The organism is Niveispirillum sp. GW835-FHT14G11 (assembly GCF_058793615.1).
The window spans coordinates 46517-64716 of sequence record NZ_JBXAFZ010000018.1; the positions used below are offsets into that span (position 1 = coordinate 46517).

Genomic DNA, 18200 nt, shown 5'->3' on the forward strand with positions numbered 1-18200 from the left:
GGCCCGGATGGGAATACCGTCCGGGCCTGTTCGCATCAGCGGTTAGTGAAGCTGGGGCGTCGTCTCTCGATGAAGGCTTTGCGCTTCTCCGCCGTGTCCTCGGTCGATTGGCTGATGAAAATGGCGCGGCTTTCCATTTCGATGGCGGCCTCCAGGCTGGGTGCCGTTTCATTGAGCCACAGGGATTGCTTGGTCAGCGATGTGCCGATGGGGCTGTTGATCAGGATGGCCTCGGCCATGGCCAGCGCCTCGTCCATCAGGCTCTCGTCGGGCACGGATTTCAGGATCAGGCCGATGGCGGCCGCCTCATCGGCCAAGACCGGCCGGCCGGTCAGCAGCAGTTCGGCGGCACGTGCTGCCCCAACGCGCCGGGGCAGCAGGTAGGACAGGCCCATTTCGTGCCCGGTGCCGGCATTGTGGAAGGCGTTGACGAACTTGGCCGACCGCGCGGCGATGGTGATGTCGGCGGCCAGCGCCAGGGGATAGCCGGCCCCGGCCGTCACGCCATTGATGGCGGCGATGATCGGCTGCGGCAGGGACCGCATCAGGGGGGTGATCGAGCCCAGCTTCGCCATTACGGTCCGCATCTTCTGTGCCTTGCCCAGGCCGGGGGCCACCCAGGACGGCTCCCCCGCCGCCCGCAGGTCATGGCCGGCGCAGAAACCCCGGCCGGCCCCGGTCAGGATGACCACCCGGATCGACGGATCGTAGCGGATATCCGTCAGCAGCCGGACCATATCCTCATACATCGCATAGGTCAGGGCGTTCAGCGCATCGGGCCGGTTCAGGGTCAGACGGCAGATGCCGGGTGCCGGTTCATCGCGCAGGATCTCAGTCATTGGCTCCTCCCATCCTTCTCCTGACCACCCTCTATGCCCGCGCGTGCCGTCGGACCAGACCGGCGGGGGCCACGGCCCCCTTCCATCAGGTCTGTGATGGAAGGGGGCTGGCGGGTTCCCGTCATCGCCCCCTGCCGGGCCGCCGCCTATCATGCGAGCACAAAACCAATGGAGGGGAGGAAGGGATGGATCATCCCGGCAAGTGGCTGAAATCCGCGACATGCATCCGGTTCGCGGTGGCCGAAGGGGTGGCGGTGCTGACCTTGAACCGCCCCGACAAGCGCAATGCCCTGTCGGCGGCGATGCTGCGCGAAATCCACGACGCGCTGCTGGAGGCCGATGACCGCCGGGACGTGAATGCCATTCTGCTGCAGGGCGAGGGGCGGGATTTCTGCGCCGGCTATGATCTGGGCGACAGTTATGGCGGGGGCGGTGCTGCACCGCTTGATCATGATCCGGCGCTCTACCGCAGCCGCAGCGCCACGCTGGATGACGATATCTGGCACCTGGAACGCCAGCAGGACCTGACCCTGCTGATGCTTGACCTGCACAAGCCCATCATCGCCAAGGTCCAGGGCAATTGTTTGGCCGGCGGTACCGATCTGGCCTTCAGCGCCGATATCGTGCTGGCCGCCGATGACGCGAAGATCGGCTTTCCCGCCGCCCGCGCCAATGGCACGCCGCCGACCAATCTCTGGCTCTATCATTGCGGTCCGCAATGGGCCAAGCGCATGCTGTTCACGGGCGACACGATCAGCGGTCTGGATGCCGCCCGTATCGGGCTGGTGCTGGAAGCCTATCCGGCGGCGGAGATCGATGTCCAGGCGCTCGACCTGGCCCGCCGCATTGCCCATGTCGATGCGGAAATCCTGTCCACCCATAAACGTGTCATCAACATGCAGATGGAACTGGCCGGCGCCAGGCTGTCGCAGCGCTATGCCGCCGAACTGGACGCGCGCGCCCACCTGTCGCAAGGGCCGCGCCGCAGCCGGTTCAAGCAGGACATGGCGGAATCCGGCCTGAAGGAGGCGCTGCGCAACCGCGATGCCCCGTTCGGCGAGGGTCGCATCCGCCTGCGGGCGCGCCGTCCCGACTGATACCGATCAGGAGAGCATGTGATGGAATTGCTGACAAACGAGGCCCGCGCCGAATGGCGGGCCCATTGGCGGGTGGTGGCGGGTACGGGCATCGGCATGGCCAGCTGCTATGCGGTCTTTTCCTTCGTGGCCAGTCTGTTCGTCCAGCCCTTGCAGGACGAGTTCGGCTGGACGCGCGGCCAGCAGGCCATGTCGCACAACGCCAATCTGGTCGCGGCCTTCCTGGCCCCGTTCATCGGCGCCTATATCGACCGGGTGGGGGTGCGCAAGGTGCTGCTGCCCGCCATCCTGCTGGTTGTCCTGTGTTATGTGGGCCTGGCCAACCTCACGGCGTCGCTGGTGCATTTTTATGTCGCGATGAGCGCCCTGGTCCTGATCGGCATCGCCACCACGGGCCTGTCCTTCACCCGCGCCGTGACAAGCTGGTTCGACAAGTCGCGGGGGCTGGCCCTGGCCGTGTCGCGGGCGGGGTTGACCATTGCCGGCGCCCTGCTGCCCATCGTTCTGTATGCAGCTATTGAACGGTATGGTTCGCGCGGCGGGTTCTATGTGCTGGCGGCCGTTGCCCTGTTCATCAGTTTCCCCATCACCTGGGTTCTCGTGCATGACCGTCGACCTGAAGCGGCGCGCGCGGTGCCATCGACAGCTGTCGCAGGCTGGCGTCTCTGGCCACGCCTGCTGCGCGATCACCGCATCCTGCTGCTCTGCGTGGCGGCCGGGTTCACCTATGGCCCGGCGGTGGGGCTGCTGTCGCAATTGCAGCCGCTGCTGGTGTCCAAGGCGCTGGAGCCCAAGGTGGCGGCGGGGCTGGTCAGCCTGCTGGCCGTTTCCACCTTCGCCGGCACCGCCATCACCGGTCTGCTGATCGATCGGGTGTGGGCGCCGGCGCTGGGCTTCCTGTTCACCATTGGTCCCGTGGTGGGCTGTGCCCTGCTTTATGCCCTGGAGGCGCCCGGCGTGCCGCTGGCGGCCATATGCATCGTGCTGATCGGGCTGGCCCAGGGGGCGGAGATCGACCTGGCTGGTTTCATCATCGCCCGCTATTTCGGCATGCGGGCCTTTGCCGCCATCTATGGCCTGACCGTGCTGGCCATCGGCAGCTGTGCTGCTGTTGGTGCCATCCTGGTGGGGCAGGTCCATGACTGGTTCGGCAGCTACGATTTCGCACTCCTGTCGGCGGGTGGCTGTTTCCTTGTGGCGGCCCTGGCCTATCCGTTCCTGGGCCGCTATCCGGATCGGCCCGATATCGACCTGGACTGAACGAAGGGGGGCGCGGTCATGCGCCCCCCGCCGCAAGGTCAATCGACCAGCCGCTTGACCTTGCGGTCCCGGTCCAACGCCGGATCCAGATAGCGGCCGACCTTGTAGTCGCCCATGATGGTGGTGCGCATGGCACGGCGCCGGCAATGCAGCGGCACGCCGCGTGCCGAATGGATGACCCGCCAATTGTCCCAGACCAGCATGTCGTCCTTGCCCCAGGAATGGTAGTAGGCGAAGCGGTCTTCCACCAGATGATCGGCCAGTTCCGTCAGCAAGGCGTCGCTTTCCTTCCGGTCCATCCCCAGGATGTAACGGGCATGCATGGGGGACAGTTTCAGCACCTTGCGCCCCGTTTCCTGCTGCGTGATGACCAGCGGATGCACCACGGGCGGAAAGTCGTACATCTTGCCCGATGTCGGCGGTGATCCGGCATAGACGGCAATGTCCTTGGGGAAACCGAACTGGCCCGACACGAAATCGGGATTGAACTCATAAACGACTTCCAGCCCCTCGATCCGGGCCTTCATGGCGTCGGACAGGCGATCATAGGCACCGATGGCATCGATGAAGCCCGTTTCACCCATTTCCGCCGCTGGATGGGTCATGCGCAGCACGGCACCCCGCACGATGGTGGGCATGAAGCTCTGATCCCAGTGCCAGCCCAGCCAGCCGGCCCGTGTGATCCCGTCCACCACATAATGGCGGTTGAACCGGGCCTTGGTATCGTCGGGATCATAGGCCAGGACCATCAGATAGGGATTGTCGGGGCTGTTCATGTCGGCCGTGGCCGCCGGCTCCATCTCCCCGAAGATCCGTGATACCCGCATCTGGATATCATCGCTGCTGCCGGCACCCCGGAACAGCAGCAGGCCGCTGTCGATCCAGGCATCCCGGATTGCCGTTTCGGTTGCCGCGTCGATATCGCGTGACAGGTCGACGCCCAGCACTTCCCGGCCCAGATAGGGTGACAGGGGACGGGTTTCGAAGCCCATGATGCATCCTCCCAATGATTTTTGTGGATGAGGAAGCGATAGCACCACTGAGATCATCGAATAATATGCTTTGATATGAAGCTATGATTCCGGATTATTGAAGAATGATGCCGTCCCTGATCGAATTTCAGGTGTTTGCCACCATTGTCGATGCCGGCTCCCTGGCCCGTGCCGCGGCCCATCTGCGGATGTCACCCTCTATGGTGACGACGCATCTGGCGCGGCTGGAGGAGGGGTTGGGCGCGCGCCTGCTGAAACGCAGCACAAGGCGGCTGGACCTGACCGACGGCGGCCGCGTGTTCCTGGACCATGCGCGCGCCATTCTGGAAGCCGTCAACCGGGCGCAGGAGGCGGTGCGGCGCGGCGATGGTCAGCCAGTCGGCCATGTCCGCATCGACGCACCGGCGGGTGTGGGAACCGTGCTGGTGCTGCCGCTGCTGGCCGAATGCCGGGAACGGTTTCCGGGTATCGTTATCAACCTGGGCCTGGGCGACCGGGGCACGCTGTACCGGGCGGACGGGGCGGATATCCTGATCCGCGTAGGTGCTGCGCCGGCCGATGCCGGTCGCACTGTAACCTTGGGGACCGCGCATTACGTGCTGGTCGCGGCCCCTTCCTATCTGTCGCGGCGGGGGGCGCCGCTGGTGCCCCGGGATCTGGAAGGGCATGACGGCATTCTCTATGCCAGCCGGGAAACGCCCGATGGGCGGCGATGGCAGTTCGTCCGGGACGGGGAGACACAATGGCTGCGTCCCCGCCCGGCCCTGACCTTCAATGATGGGTTGGCCCTGACGGCGGCCTGTGCCGCCGGCGCGGGGCTGGCACAGACGCTGGACATCCTGGCGGCACCCTTTCTGGCGAATGGCAGCCTGGTCCGTCTGCTGGCGGACTGGACTCCCCTGTCGGCACCCGTCGTGATGACCTGCCCCGGCGTGCGGGCGGGGGATGCCGCCGTGAAGGCCGTGGCGGGTTTCCTGTCGGAACGGGTGCCGGCGATCTGGCCAGATATCGCATCCGTGTAGAGTTGGCGTGGCGTGACGGTGGCACGGCTCCCGCATGGTGCGCCGGCCGGTGCAGCGGCTATGATGGGCCGGATTTTATCGCGTGCCCGTCACGGCATGATCGCCGCCCGCCCCATCGACATCAGGGCCGGCAGGCCTCGCGGGCAGCCAGGGAGGAAGAAATGAGCCAGCATTATGATCTGCTGATCCGTGGCGGACGGATCGTCGATGGCACCGGTGCCGCCGCCTTTGAAGGCGATGTTGCGGTAAAGGGCGACCGGATCGTCGCCGTGGGTGCCGTGGATGGCACCGCCGATCAGGTGATCGACGCCAAGGGCATGGTGGTGACGCCCGGCTTTGTTGATGTTCACACGCATTATGACGGTCAGGTCACCTGGGAGAACCGGTTGGCGCCATCGTCCGACCATGGGGTGACGACGGTCATCATGGGCAATTGCGGCGTCGGCTTCGCCCCCGTCCGCGCCGGCGATCAGCAGATGGCCATCAAGCTGATGGAAGGGGTGGAGGACATCCCCGAAGTGGTCATGGCGGAGGGGGTTCCCTGGAACTGGGAGAGCTTCCCCGACTATCTGGACGCGCTGTCGCAACGTCAGACCGATATCGACTTCGCCGCCCAATTGCCGCACAGCCCCTTGCGCGTCTATGTCATGGGCAAGCGCGGGGCCGACCTGGAGCCGCCGACGGAGCAGGATCTGGCGGAGATGCGCCGCCTGACCGCCGACGCGGTGACGGCCGGCGCGCTGGGCGTTTCCACGTCGCGCCAGCTGGCCCATCGATTCCGTGATGGCCGCCCGGCCCCCTCCACCCAGACGGAGGTGCAGGAACTGAAGGCGCTGGCCGCCGGGTTGAAGGATGCGGGCACGGGCGTGTTCCAGTTGATCCCCAATACCAGCAACGCGTCGGAGGCGGAATTCGCCATCATCCGGGAACTGGCCGAGTTCTCGGGCCGGCCGGTGAATTTCAGCCTGTTGACGGGGGATCAGATCGCCGGCGGATGGCGCGGTTATCTGAACGGCCTGACCCAGGCGGCGGCGGACAAGCTGCCCATCCATGGGCAATATTATCCGCGCCCCATCGGCATGCTGTTCGGGCTGGACCTGTCCTATCATCCGTTCTCGCTGAACCCGTCCTATAAGGCCATCGAGAATCTGCCCTTGGCAGAGAAGGTGGCGGCGATGCGTGACCCGGCGTTCCGGGCGCGGTTGCTGGCGGAAGAGCCGCAGGACCCCAACCCGTTCTTCCTGTGGGTGGTGCAGCAGACGCATCTGCTGTTCCCGCTGGGTGACCCGCCCAATTACAACCCCTCGCCCGAAGACAGCGTCAAGGCACGGGCCGCCCGCCTGGGCATCGGGGAGCGGGAACTGATGTATGACGAACTGCTGCGGCAGAATGGGCGGGCCATCCTGTACTGCCCCATGGGCAATACGGAAAATGGCCGCATGGATGCCGCGACCGACCTGTTCGGCCAGCCTGGAACGGTTCTGGGCCTGGGCGATGGCGGCGCACATTATGGCATGATCTGCGATGCGGCCTTCCCGACCTTCGTGCTGACCGAATATGTGCGCGACCAGAAGCGCCTGCCCATCGAAAAGGCCATCAGCATGCTGGCCCGCGAAACGTCGGCCAGCGTCGGTCTGCTGGATCGCGGGGTGCTGAAGCCGGGCTACAAGGCCGACATCAATGTCATCGACATGGAACGGCTGGCCCTGTATGCCCCCCGGGTGAAACGCGACCTGCCGGCCGACGGCCGCCGGCTGAACCAGAAATCCGACGGGTACGAGGCGACGATCGTGTCGGGCCAGGTGACCTATCGCAACGGCCGTTCCACCGGAGCGCTGCCGGGCCGTCTGGTTCGTGGCGCCCGTGCGGCCGTGGCGTGAAGGGACAGTCAGCATGAGCATGGATGAGAAGTCGGAACGCGGCCTTGCTGTCATCGGCGGCATGATGGGGCCGAAATTCAGCGACGCGCTGCGGGCGGCGGCGACGTCCGGCAAGTTCGGATCGGCCATCTCCCAGATGGCCGTGAACTACGCCTTCGCCGATGCCTGGGGCCGCGACGGGCTGGAAAAGAAACAGCGCAGCCTGGTGGTGATCGGCATCCTGATCGCCCAGCGCCAGACGGCCGAGTTGAAGAACCATGTCAAAATCGGGGTGGCGAACGGTCTGACAGTGCGTGAACTGGAAGAAGTGCTGATCCAGTCGGTTCCCTATGTCGGGTTCCCCTGCATCGCGTCGGCGACTACCGCCGTGATTGAGGCGCTGCGAGAGATCGGCCAGGACCCGGATGTGCAGACGTCGGAGGAGCGGGGGCTGCTATAGCCCCCGGCCTTGCCCAAGGTCGTGGTCAGAACAAGGGCCGGTGCGGACAATCCGCACCGGCCCACTTGTTTTTTCATCCGCCCCGCCTGTCAGCCGAACAGTGCCGGATCGGCTAGCCGTTCGGCCACATGCCGAACGAAGCGCGCGGCGTCCGCGCCGTTGATGACACGATGGTCGTAGGACAGGGACAAGGGCAGCATCTGTCGCCAGATGATGCCGCCATCCGGCCCCGGCGTGGCGACAGGCCGGGCGCGGGTGACGCCCAGGATGGCCACTTCCGGGGCATTCACGATGGGGGTGAAGCCGGTGCCGCCGATATGGCCGAGCGAGGTCAGGGTCATGCAGCCGCCCGACATGTCGGTCATCGGCAGCCCCTTGGTGCGCGCACGCTCCGACAGGGCGGAAATCTCCGTCGCGATGTCCGCCACGCTTTTGCGGTCACAGTCGCGGATGACAGGGACCAGCAGGCCGCCCGGCGTATCCACGGCCACCCCGATATGCACATAATCCTTCAGGACCAGCGTTTCCCGGTTGCCATCCAGGGAGGCGTTGAACTGCGGATAGGTGCGCAAGGCCGACGCCATGGCCTTGACCAGCAGGGGCACGGGCGTCAGTTTCACCCCGCCCCCGGCATTATGGGCCTGCCGACGTGCCTCCAGGTCGGTCACGTCGGCATCATCCTGATGCGTGACATGGGGGATGGCGACCCAGTTGCGGCCCAGGAAGGCCCCGACCAGTTTCTGGATCTTGGAGAGTTTGCGGGTCTGCACGGGGCCGAAGGCGGCGAAATCCGCCTGCGGCCAGGGCGCCAGACCGTCAAGAAGGCCGGTCATTGCTGCCTCACTCGATCACGGCCAGAAGCGCGCCCACTTCATAGGTTTCGCCCACTTCCGCCTTGATGCGCAGGGTGCCGCTGGCCGGGCTTTCCACCTCCTGCGTGGATTTCTCGCTCTCCAGCTCATAGAGCGGCTGGCCCTCAGTCACTGTGGCGCCGTCGGCCACCAGCCAGCCTTGCAGGACGCCTTCATTCATGGAAAAGCCGATCTTCGGCATCAGGACGTCAACAGCCATAAGGTCACCTGTTCAGTCTGTTTGTCTGGTTGGTTTCACGTTGCCAGCAGCGCCTGGGCAGCCGCGACGATGTCGGCGGCCTGCGGCGCAAAGGCGGTTTCCAGCGGTTTGGAGAAGGGGACGGGGCAGAAGGCGCCGCCCAGCCGTTTGACGGGGGCATGCAACTGCCGGAACAGCCTTTCATGCAGGACGGCGCTGATCTCGGCCCCCACGCCGAACGGCGTCACGGCCTCATGCACCACCAGCGCGCGGCCGGTGCGGGCCACCGAGGCCAGGACTGTTTCCTGGTCCCAGGGGGCGACGGACCGCAGGTCGATCAACTCGGCACTGATCCCGGCCTCGGCCAGCTTGGGCAAGGCGGCCTTCGCCTCATTCACCATGCGGGCATAGGCGATAATGGTCACATCGCTGCCGCTGGCCAGCACATTCGCCTTGCCCAGCGGCACGCGGAAATCCTTCTCCGCCGGATCGTCCGGCAGCCAGTAGGTGGGCAGGTTTTCGATGAACAGCACGGGATCGGGATCGTCGATGGCGCTGCGCATCAGGCCATAGGCGTCCCGCGCGCTGGAGGGGGCCACCACCTTGATGCCGGCCGTATGCGCGAACCAGGCTTCCAGATAGTCGCAATGCTGCCCGCCGGTACCAAAGCCGGTACCCGTCATGGTGCGGATGACGATGGGCACATGCGTCTGCCCGCCCGACATGAAGCGCAGCTTGGCGGCATGGTTGACGATCATGTCCATCGCCACGGTCGTAAAGTTCATCAGCATGATCTCCGCCACCGGCTTGAACCCGACCAGCGAGGCACCGATGGCCGCACCGATGATGGCCTGTTCGGAGATGGGGGTGGAGCGCACGCGCTGTTCACCGAAGCGGGTGGAAAGTCCACGCGTCACGCCCACGACGCCACCTTCCTCCGGGTCGGCCACATCCTCACCCAGCACCAGCACGCTGTCGTCGCTTTCCATCGCGTCGGCCAGGGCGCGGTTGATGGCCTGCAGGATATTCTCCTTGGTGGCCTTCTTCGTCACGGCGCTCATCACACGGCTCCTTGCGCGAACACGTCGCGGGACAGTTCTTCCACGCCGGGCCACGCACTGGACAGGGCGTAGTCGAGGGCGTCATCCAGCGCGGTCTCGATCTCCGCCTCCATGGCCGCCAGTTCGACCTCTGTCGCCACCCCGGTTTCGATCAGCAATGTCCGGAAGCGCGGCACGGGATCGGCATCGATGGCGGCCTGCTTGCGCGCCTTGTCCATGTAGGCATCGGCATCGCCCAGCACATGACCATGGAACCGATAGGTCATGGCCTCGATCAGGGTTGGCCCGCCGCCAGCACGGGCGCGGGTGATGGCCTCGTGCGCGGCGGCATACATGGCGAACGGGTCGTTGCCGTCCACCCGCACGCCTGGCATGGAATAGCCTATAGCCCGGTCCGCGATCTGCTTCGCCGACGTCGCCTTTTCATAGGATGTGTGCTCGCCCCATTCATTGTTCTGGCAGACGAAGATGACGGGCAGCTTCCAGACCGACGCCATGTTCAGGCTTTCATGGAAGGCGCCGATATTCGACGCGCCATCGCCGAAATAGGCGACCGTCACCCGCCCGTCGCCCTTCAGCTGCGACCCCCAGGCCAAGCCATTGGCGATGGGCATGGAGGAACCGACGATGCCCGTGGTCACCATCACACCCGACTTCGGATGCGTGATGTGCATCGGCCCGCCCTTGCCCTTGCAGGTGCCGGTAACGCGGCCGGCCAGTTCGGCCCACAGGTCGCGCAGCGGCACGCCCTTGGCCAGCATGTCGTGGGTACCGCGATAGATGGTGCAGATATAATCGTCATCGGTCAGGTTGACCGAAACGGCGCTGGGGATCACCTCCTGGCCGCGCGGGGAATAATAGGGCATCACCACGCGTCCCGCATGGATCACCTTGCGCGACCGCTCGTCATTGGCCTTGATCAAGGCCATCCGGCGGTAGATGTCGCGTTGCGTCGCGGCATCGGGTACTGCCTTGTCCGTCATATCCACCCCGGTCCTCGCCATATCCGCCTCCCTTGTCGGGCGGCCTGCTGTTTCTGCTGTCGCATGTTTGGGCGGGGGACGCATCCGTTCCGTTCGCACCCGTCACAGGATATCGAGGTTGTGAAGGGTTGGGGCCATTCCGATGCAACCGCTCGACCTTTTGCCATGGGCGCAGGACAAGCGATCAGAATGTCTTTCAGGCAAAGGGAAGTGCCATGATCCGGTCCCTGGGCGACCTTATCCGCCGCAACGCCCGTTTCTTCCCCGACGATATTGTCACGGTCCATGCCGGGCGGCGGACCAGCAACCGCACCCTGCTGGAGCGGTGCGAGCAGGTGGGATCGGCGCTGCTGGCCAGCGGATGCCAGCGGCAGGACCGGGTATCCATCCTGGCCATGAACAGCGACACCTATCTGGAGGTGATGGCCGGGTGCTGGCTGTCGGGCCTTGTGCTGGCCACCGTGAATTTCCGGCTGGCAGCGGCGGAGTTCGAGCATATCCTGAACGACACGCGCCCGCGTGTGCTGATCTTCGAGGCGACCTACGCCCCTGCCATCGAGACTATCCGCGACCGCCTGGATATCGCGCTTTATGTCTGCCTGGATAGCGATGCGTTCGACTGGGCCATTCCCTATCATGCCGTGATGGAGCGAGGAAACGGACATCTGCCGGACCAGCAGGTGCGGCCCGACGAACTGGCCACGCTGATCTATACCAGCGGCACCACGGGGCGACCCAAGGGTGTCATGCGCTCCCACCTGGCGGAACTGACGCTGGGGGAGCAGATGGCCATGATGTTCGACTTTCGCACCGGTGGCCGGTCACTAGTGGTGATGCCACTGTTCCATGCCGGCGCGCAATCCTCCCTCTATGCCCAGCTCTGGCGCAGCGGCACGCTGTTTATCGAGCGCGCCTTCGATCCGGCCCGCGCGCTGGAGATCGTGGCGGCGGAGCGGATCACCAACCTGCATTTCGTGCCGCAGATGCTGCAATCCATCCTGGATGCGGCGGAGGGGCGGGAGGTAGATACCAGCAGCGTGGAGACCATCGCCTATGCCGCAGCACCCATGTCGCCGGCCCTGTTGCGCCGGGCGCTCGCCCGCTTCGGTCCCGTCTTTGTCAATGGCTGGGGGATGAGCGAGGGGAACGGCACCAGCCTGCCCAAGCATAAGCACGCCTTGACAGGGCCGGATGCGGCCCTGCTGGCCTCCATTGGCCAGCCCAACGCCAAGGCCGACATGCGGATCGTCGCCGACGATGGAGGTGACTGCCCGCCGGGTGTGCCGGGCGAGTTGTGGCTGCGTAGCGCATCGGTGATGACGGGGTACTGGAACAACAGCGTGGCTACGATCGAGGCCTTGCGCGACGGCTGGCTGCGGACCGGCGACGTTGGTTATGCCGACGCGGCCGGGAACATCTTCCTGGTGGACCGCAAGAAGGACATGATCATTTCCGGCGGGGAAAACATCTATAGCCTGGAGGTGGAACGGGCGCTCGCCGACCATCCCGGCGTGGCGTCGGTCGCCGTGATCGGCGTGCCCGACAATCGCTGGGGCGAAACGGTGATGGCCATCATCGTGCCCAAGGCCGGGACAAGCCTGACAGCGGATGCGATCATCACCCACAGCCAGCGTCTGCTGGCCAGTTATAAAAAGCCGCGCCATGTGCGCTTTGTCGAGGCGCTGCCGCTGTTGCCCAGCGGCAAGATCGACAAGATCAGCCTGCGCCGTCAGTTCGCCGGTGGGACCGGCATCATCCAGGGGGAAACCAGGACATGAGTGGACGTTCGATCATCATCACCGGCGGCTTCGGCGTACTGGGCCGGGCCGTGGCCGCCGCCTTTGCCGCGGCGGGCGACCGCGTGGCACGCGTGGATTTCACCGCCACGGCGCCAGATGCTAATGTCGGCGGCCTTGATATCGGTGGCGTGGATCTGGCCGATGCGACAGCCGCCGCCAAGGTGGTGGCAGCGGTGACAGCGGCCTTTGGCGGCATCGATGTGCTGGTCAATGTCGCCGGCGGCTTTGTCTGGCAGACGCTGAGTGATGGCGACATCGCCGACTGGCAACGGATGTACGCCATGAATGCCGTCACCTGCGCTACCATGACCAAGGCAGCCTTGCCAGCGTTGAAGGTGTCCGGCGCCGGACGCATCGTCAATATCGGGGCGGCTTCCGCCCTGGTCGCTGGGGCCGGTATGGGCGCCTATGCGGCATCGAAATCGGCGGTGCATAAGCTGACGGAAAGCCTGTCGGCGGAGCTGGCGGGAACCGGTGTGACGGTCAATGCTCTCTTGCCCAGCATCATCGACACGCCAGCCAACCGGGCCGAGATGCCTGACGCCGATGTCAGCGCCTGGGTGAAGCCAGAGGCCATCGCCGAAGCGATCGCCTTCCTGGCGTCGCCTGCCGCCCGCTGCATCAGTGGCGCGCTAATCCCCGTGACGCGGGGCGGGTGAGGGGGCGTCAGCCCCCTATTTCCAGCAAGGCGGCGGCCCCCATGCCGCCGCCGATGCACATGGTGACGACAGCCCGCTTCGCCCCCAGCCGTTGGCCGGCCAGCAGGGCATGGCCAACCATGCGCGATCCTGACATGCCGAACGGGTGACCGATGGAAATGGCACCGCCGTCGACATTCAGGCGCGACATGGGAATGCCGAGATTGTCGCGGCAATGGATAACCTGCACCGCGAAGGCCTCGTTCAGTTCCCAAAGGTCGATATCATCCACGGACAGCCCGTGTTTGCGCAGCAGCTTGGGCACTGCCAAGGCCGGACCGATCCCCATCTCCTCCGGTGCGCAGCCCACCACGTCGAAGCCGACCAACCTTCCCAGGATCGGCAGGCCGCGCCGTGCCGCCGCGTCTGCCTCCATCACCACACAGACCGATGAGCCGTCCGAAAGCTGGCTGGAATTCCCCGCAGTGGTCGTCCCCTCCTCATAGACGGGTTTCAGTTTGGCCAGTGCCTCCCGGCTGGTGTCCGGTCGGTTGCCTTCGTCGCGGGCAACGGTTACTTCCTCCTGCCCGGTAATGGCGCCGGATTTGTCGGTGACATTGCGGATGGTGGTGATGGGCACGATCTCCGCGTCGAAATGGCCGGCACGCTGTGCCTCGTCAGTGCGGCGCTGGCTTTCCACGGCGTAGGTATCCTGCGCTTCCCGACTGATGCCATAGCGGGTGCTGACCAGATCGGCGGTCCGTATCATCGGCCAGTAAAGTGCCGGGACATGGGCCGCCAGCCATTCATCCTGGTTGCGGAACTTGTTGCGGTGGGGGTCGACCAGGGACACGGTCTCAACCCCGCCAGCAACATAGATCCCGCCTTCGCCGGCCCGGATGCGCTGGGCGGCAAACGCGATGGTCTGCAGGCCGGAGGAACATTTGCGGTCGAGCGTAACGCCGGCCACACTTTGCGGCAGGCCGGCGCGCAGGGCCGCCTGCCGGGCAATGTTGGAACCGACGGCCCCTTCCGCCCGTGCAGTCCCCAACAGCACGTCTTCTACCTCCGCCGGATCGATAGCGGCACGGCGTACCGCCGCCTCGATCACATGGCCGGCCATACTGGCGCCGTGGATATTGTTCAGCGATCCGCGATGAGCCTTGCCGATGCCGGTGCGGGCCGTGGCGACGATGGCGGCTTCTTTCATCTGCTTGTACCCTGCAAGGGAAAATCCATGCCCACAGGTACGGGATGGCGGGGGGAATGCGCCATCCAGACACGGGAAAGCATCACGTTTGCGATGTCATGGCCGGCACCTTGACCCCTGGCGTCCGCATGGCTGAAACCCGATGTCAGATATGCAACGGGAGTCCTCCCATGACCATCGACGTCGAACGCCGCGACGGCATCGCCATCGTCACCCTGAACCGCCCCGAAACCAAGAACGCCATCACGCAGGAGATGCGCCGCCAGCTTTGGGAGGCGTTCGAGGAGATCGCCCTGGACCATACCGTGCGCGCCGTGGTGCTGACCGGTGCCGGGGGGGATTTCTGCTCCGGCATGGATGTCGGCAATATGGGGGTGGGGGGCATCAACGGGTCGCTGGACCGGATGCACACGCTGCACCGCATCGCCCGGTCCATCTATCACCTGAAGAAGCCGACCATTGCCGCCATTCCCGGCGTCTGCGTCGGCGTGGCCTGGGCCTATGCTTTGTGCTGCGACATCGTCCTGGTGTCGGAACGGGCGAAGTTCGCACAGATTTTCCGCAATATCGGCCTGACGCCGGACGGCGGCTCCGTCTGGCTGCTGCGCCAGCATGTGGGCGCCATGCGGGCCAAGGAAATCGCCTATTCCGGCCGCATGGTCCGCGCGGACGAGGCGGTGCAACTGGGGCTGGCGCTGGAAAAGGTGGAGGGCGACCGGTTGATGGAGCGGGCCCTGGAGCTGGCGCAAAGCCTGGCGTCAGGCCCCACGGTGGCGCTGGGCCTGGCCAAGCGGCAGTTCGACCTGGCGGCCAGCAGCAGCTTCGACCAGTTCCTGGACATGGAATATACGATGCAGCCCATCGCCAGCCGCACCGATGATCATCATGAGGGGCTGGCGGCCTTCCGGGAAAAGCGCCCGCCCGCCTTCAAGGGGGCCTGAACCATGATCCAGCCCGAGGCGGAATGGCGCGCCTTCCTGGCGCAGGGCCGGTTCATGATCCAGCACAGCCCGTCGACGGGGGCCTTTGTTTTCCATCCCCGCATCGCCGCTCCCGGCAGCGGTGCCGACGATCTGCAATGGGTGGAGGCGGCGGGGACGGGGACCGTCCATGCCGTCACCACCATCCTGCGCAAGGACCCGGCCGAGAACTACAATGTCGTGCTGATCGACCTGGATGAAGGCCCACGATTGATGAGCCGGGTGGTGGAGACGGCACCCGACACCGTCACCATCGGTCAGCGCGTGCGCGCCCGCATCATCCAGGAGGGGGACCAGCCGCTGCTGGTCTTTGTGCCCGCATGAATTATCGTCACGGATTTCCGCGCGGCGCCGCCTGGATTGTCGGGGCTTCCACCTTCGGTATCGGCCGCTGCCCCGGCGTCAGCGCCGTCGACATGGCGGCCAGGGCGTCGCTGCTGGCCCTGGCCGATGCCGGGCTGACCCTGGCCGATGTCGACGCGCTTTATACCTCCGCCCCGTTCGAGGCGTTGGGCGGCATGGAACTGGCCGAATATCTGGGCATCACGCCCAAGGTGACCGACTGCAACCGCACCGGCGGTTCGGCGTTCGAGGTTTATGTGCAGCAGGCAGCTTTGGCCCTGGCTGCTGGCCTGATCGACTGTGCCCTGATCGCCTATGGCGCCAACCCCGCCAGCCATCCGCCCAAGACCGTGGGCATGACGCGGCCGTCGCCATGGGAGGCACCGTATCAGCCCCTGGCCCCGATCTCATCCTATGCCCTGGCGACCAGCCGGCACATGTATCAGTACGGCACGACGCGTGAGCATCTGGCGGCGGTGGCCGTGGCGGCGCGTGCCTGGGCGCAACTGAACCCGGAAGCGGCCGTGCGTGACCCGCTGACCGTTGATCAGGTTCTGTCGGCGCGTATGGTGTCCACGCCCCTGACGGTGCGCGATTGCTGCCTGTTCAATGACGGGGCGGCCGCTATCGTCATGGTGCGGGCCGATCGGGCCAGAGACCTGCGTAAGGCTCCGGTTCCCTTATTGGGCGCGGCCCATGCCGTCACCCACCGGGAGATTTCCGGTATGCCGGACCTGACCCGCACGGGCGCCGCGATTTCCGGCGCGCAGGCCTTCGCCCAGGCGGGGGTGACGGCGGCCGAGATCCGGTTGGCCATGCTGTACGACGCCTTCACCATCACGCCGATCCTGTTCCTGGAGGATCTGGGCTTCTGCGCCAAGGGGGAAGGGGGGGCGTTCGTCGCCGACGGGGCCATCGCGCCCGGCGGGCGACTGGCCGTCAACACCAATGGCGGCGGCCTGTCCTGCGTGCATCCGGGCATGTATGGCCTGTTCCTGCTGGTGGAGGCCGTGCGGCAATTGCGGGGCGAGGCGGGCGACCGGCAGATACCGGGCCTGGATCTGGCCGTCGCCCATGGCAATGGCGGTGTGCTGTCCAGCCAGGCGACCGTTGTGCTGGGCAGGATGGATTGCCTTTGAGGGCCGGTGCGGCCCAACCCATCAGATGGGTGATCACTCACCCTCCCGGCCCAGCAACCCCCTGTCAGCATCGCCATGCTCTGCTAAATTTCCAACAGCAACAGCCTCCCGCCCAATAGGCGTTGGTTTACAGAGGCTTGTAAGCATACAGGAAGGAAAGCCATGACCAGCCAGGCCGCAGTCAAGCCGGGCGCGGCAGCCCCGCGCTATCAAGGTCCCATCTTCGACGCCGACACCCATTACTGGGAGACGGAAGAGGCGTGGAGCGCCTATCTTTCCGACGGTGCCAAGAAGAATTACGGCATCACTTTCAAGACCGGCGATGATGGCAAATACGCCATGTATGTCGGCCCCCGCAAGGTGGAGATCAGCGCCGATCACCTTCAGGAGGATGGCCGGGTGCCGGCACCCGGCAAGCTGCATGAATGGTTGCGGGCCATGAAGGACGGCAAGGCCGATATCGACTTGCATGTCCACAAGACGGCCGACATGATGGAACCCGGTGCCCGGCTGGCCCGCATGGATGAATGGGATGTGCGCGGGTCGATCCTGTTCGTTGGCAACATGATCACCGCCATCTCGTTCCTGGACCAGCCGGCCGCGGCGCACGAGGTGCTCGGCGCCTATAATCACTGGATGTTGGACCACTGGAAGTTCAACTACAAGGACCGGATTTTCTCTGCGCCGATCATTACCCTGGCCGATCTGGACAAGGCGTGTGAACAGGTCCGCTGGTGCATTGAGAATGGCGCCCGCGCCATCCTGATGCCGATGGGGCCCTATAATGGCAAGGCGCCGGCCCATCCCGACCATGATCGGTTCTGGGCCATCGTGAACGAGGCGAAGCTGCGCGTGGTCTTCCACGTGTCGGAAGCCATCTACATGAAGGACCATATGGCCGTCTGGGGCGAGCCGGTCCAGCAGTCCCGCATCAAACAGACGGCGTTCGTCTGGATGCACGGCTATTCCGAACGCCCGGTGATCGAGACCTTGTCCAGCTTCATTTTCTGGAACTTCTTCGAACGGTTCCCCAACGTGAAACTGCTGTCGGCGGAAAACGGTGCCGAATGGGTGCCGGCCATGCTGACCAAGATGGACAAGTGCCGTGGCATGGCCAAGAACGGCTATTGGCCCGGCGGTCAGCTGAAGGACCGGCCCAGCCGCATCTTTGCCCGCAATATTGCGGTCGTTGCCTATCCTGAAGACAATATCAAATCCATCATCGACCAGGTGGGCAATGCCGACTGGATTCTGATGGGGTCGGATTATCCGCATGCGGAGGGTGTGGAGCAGCCGCGCGATTTCGCGGATGAAGCCTGCAAGGGCATCAGTGACGCCGACACGCGCAAGATCATGTACGAGAACGGCATGCGTTTCATGGGCCTGACGCCCTGAAAACTTTTTGGCCGGTTCCTCCCGGCTCACCTCGGGCGGTATCCGTCGGCTTCTTCGGGGGCAGGCGGGGCCGC

General features: G+C 65.2%; 18 protein-coding genes. 11 read left to right on the forward strand and 7 right to left on the reverse strand.

Annotated features, from left to right (window positions below; all coding sequences use genetic code 11):
• Positions 1–35: 35 nt before the first annotated feature.
• A complete protein-coding gene (locus AC1Q7F_RS26705) occupies positions 36–839 on the reverse strand; it encodes an enoyl-CoA hydratase/isomerase family protein (RefSeq protein WP_492511599.1) in 804 nt (267 codons plus the stop codon).
• 185 nt (positions 840–1024) lie between these two features.
• Between AC1Q7F_RS26705 and AC1Q7F_RS26710 the strand changes: the two genes are divergently transcribed.
• On the forward strand, positions 1025–1936 hold the full coding sequence (locus tag AC1Q7F_RS26710) for a crotonase/enoyl-CoA hydratase family protein (protein ID WP_492511600.1): 912 nt from the start codon (positions 1025–1027) through the stop codon (positions 1934–1936).
• Positions 1937–1957: 21 nt separating this feature from the next.
• Complete coding sequence (locus tag AC1Q7F_RS26715; RefSeq protein ID WP_492511601.1) at positions 1958–3196, forward strand: MFS transporter; 1239 nt, start codon at positions 1958–1960, stop codon at positions 3194–3196.
• 38 nt (positions 3197–3234) lie between these two features.
• On the opposite strand, the gene AC1Q7F_RS26720 is transcribed toward AC1Q7F_RS26715, so the two are convergent.
• Complete coding sequence (locus AC1Q7F_RS26720) at positions 3235–4188, reverse strand: TauD/TfdA dioxygenase family protein (RefSeq protein ID WP_492511602.1); 954 nt, start codon at positions 4186–4188, stop codon at positions 3235–3237.
• A gap of 104 nt (positions 4189–4292) precedes the next feature.
• Here AC1Q7F_RS26720 and AC1Q7F_RS26725 point away from each other — a divergent pair, with 104 nt between their 5' ends.
• From AC1Q7F_RS26725 to AC1Q7F_RS26735, 3 genes are all read left to right on the forward strand, one after another.
• Positions 4293–5210, forward strand: coding sequence for a LysR family transcriptional regulator (locus AC1Q7F_RS26725; RefSeq protein ID WP_492511603.1), 918 nt, complete (start codon positions 4293–4295; stop codon positions 5208–5210).
• 161 nt (positions 5211–5371) lie between these two features.
• Positions 5372–7090: an N-acyl-D-amino-acid deacylase family protein gene (locus tag AC1Q7F_RS26730; protein ID WP_492511604.1), complete on the forward strand. Its 1719-nt coding sequence runs from the start codon at positions 5372–5374 to the stop codon at positions 7088–7090.
• 13 nt (positions 7091–7103) lie between these two features.
• Positions 7104–7529 (forward strand): carboxymuconolactone decarboxylase family protein, encoded by a 426-nt coding sequence (locus AC1Q7F_RS26735; protein WP_492511605.1) that lies wholly within the window; start codon positions 7104–7106, stop codon positions 7527–7529.
• An 89-nt stretch (positions 7530–7618) separates the two neighbouring features.
• Here AC1Q7F_RS26735 and AC1Q7F_RS26740 read toward each other — a convergent pair whose 3' ends face one another.
• From AC1Q7F_RS26740 to AC1Q7F_RS26755, 4 genes are read right to left on the reverse strand one after another with little or no spacing between them, the layout of a single operon-like run.
• Positions 7619–8362 carry a 2-oxo acid dehydrogenase subunit E2 gene (locus AC1Q7F_RS26740; RefSeq protein ID WP_492511606.1) on the reverse strand — a complete coding sequence of 248 codons (744 nt, stop codon included), beginning with the start codon at positions 8360–8362 and terminating at the stop codon, positions 7619–7621.
• 7 nt (positions 8363–8369) lie between these two features.
• Positions 8370–8600: a biotin/lipoyl-containing protein gene (locus tag AC1Q7F_RS26745; RefSeq protein ID WP_492511607.1), complete on the reverse strand. Its 231-nt coding sequence runs from the start codon at positions 8598–8600 to the stop codon at positions 8370–8372.
• A gap of 35 nt (positions 8601–8635) precedes the next feature.
• Complete coding sequence (locus AC1Q7F_RS26750) at positions 8636–9640, reverse strand: alpha-ketoacid dehydrogenase subunit beta (protein WP_492511608.1); 1005 nt, start codon at positions 9638–9640, stop codon at positions 8636–8638.
• On the reverse strand, positions 9640–10644 hold the full coding sequence (locus tag AC1Q7F_RS26755) for a thiamine pyrophosphate-dependent dehydrogenase E1 component subunit alpha (protein WP_492511609.1): 1005 nt from the start codon (positions 10642–10644) through the stop codon (positions 9640–9642). Before AC1Q7F_RS26755 ends, AC1Q7F_RS26750 begins: the two co-directional genes overlap by 1 nt.
• A 194-nt stretch (positions 10645–10838) precedes the next feature.
• Here AC1Q7F_RS26755 and AC1Q7F_RS26760 point away from each other — a divergent pair, with 194 nt between their 5' ends.
• Complete coding sequence (locus AC1Q7F_RS26760) at positions 10839–12401, forward strand: class I adenylate-forming enzyme family protein (RefSeq protein ID WP_492511610.1); 1563 nt, start codon at positions 10839–10841, stop codon at positions 12399–12401.
• Entirely contained in the window at positions 12398–13081 is a 684-nt protein-coding gene (locus AC1Q7F_RS26765; RefSeq protein ID WP_492511611.1) for an SDR family NAD(P)-dependent oxidoreductase, read from the forward strand. The genes AC1Q7F_RS26760 and AC1Q7F_RS26765 overlap by 4 nt, the downstream gene beginning before the upstream one ends.
• Positions 13082–13088: 7 nt before the next feature.
• On the opposite strand, the gene AC1Q7F_RS26770 is transcribed toward AC1Q7F_RS26765, so the two are convergent.
• Entirely contained in the window at positions 13089–14270 is a 1182-nt protein-coding gene (locus tag AC1Q7F_RS26770; protein WP_492511612.1) for an acetyl-CoA C-acyltransferase, read from the reverse strand.
• Between the two features lie 170 nt (positions 14271–14440).
• Between AC1Q7F_RS26770 and AC1Q7F_RS26775 the strand changes: the two genes are divergently transcribed.
• From AC1Q7F_RS26775 to AC1Q7F_RS26790, 4 genes are all read left to right on the forward strand, one after another.
• Positions 14441–15211: an enoyl-CoA hydratase/isomerase family protein gene (locus AC1Q7F_RS26775; RefSeq protein WP_492511613.1), complete on the forward strand. Its 771-nt coding sequence runs from the start codon at positions 14441–14443 to the stop codon at positions 15209–15211.
• A 3-nt stretch (positions 15212–15214) separates the two neighbouring features.
• Complete coding sequence (locus AC1Q7F_RS26780; RefSeq protein ID WP_492511614.1) at positions 15215–15574, forward strand: Zn-ribbon domain-containing OB-fold protein; 360 nt, start codon at positions 15215–15217, stop codon at positions 15572–15574.
• Positions 15571–16731, forward strand: coding sequence for an acetyl-CoA acetyltransferase (locus tag AC1Q7F_RS26785; RefSeq protein WP_492511615.1), 1161 nt, complete (start codon positions 15571–15573; stop codon positions 16729–16731). The genes AC1Q7F_RS26780 and AC1Q7F_RS26785 overlap by 4 nt, the downstream gene beginning before the upstream one ends.
• 162 nt (positions 16732–16893) lie before the next feature.
• Complete coding sequence (locus tag AC1Q7F_RS26790; RefSeq protein ID WP_492511616.1) at positions 16894–18126, forward strand: amidohydrolase family protein; 1233 nt, start codon at positions 16894–16896, stop codon at positions 18124–18126.
• The last annotated feature ends 74 nt before the right edge of the window (positions 18127–18200 follow it).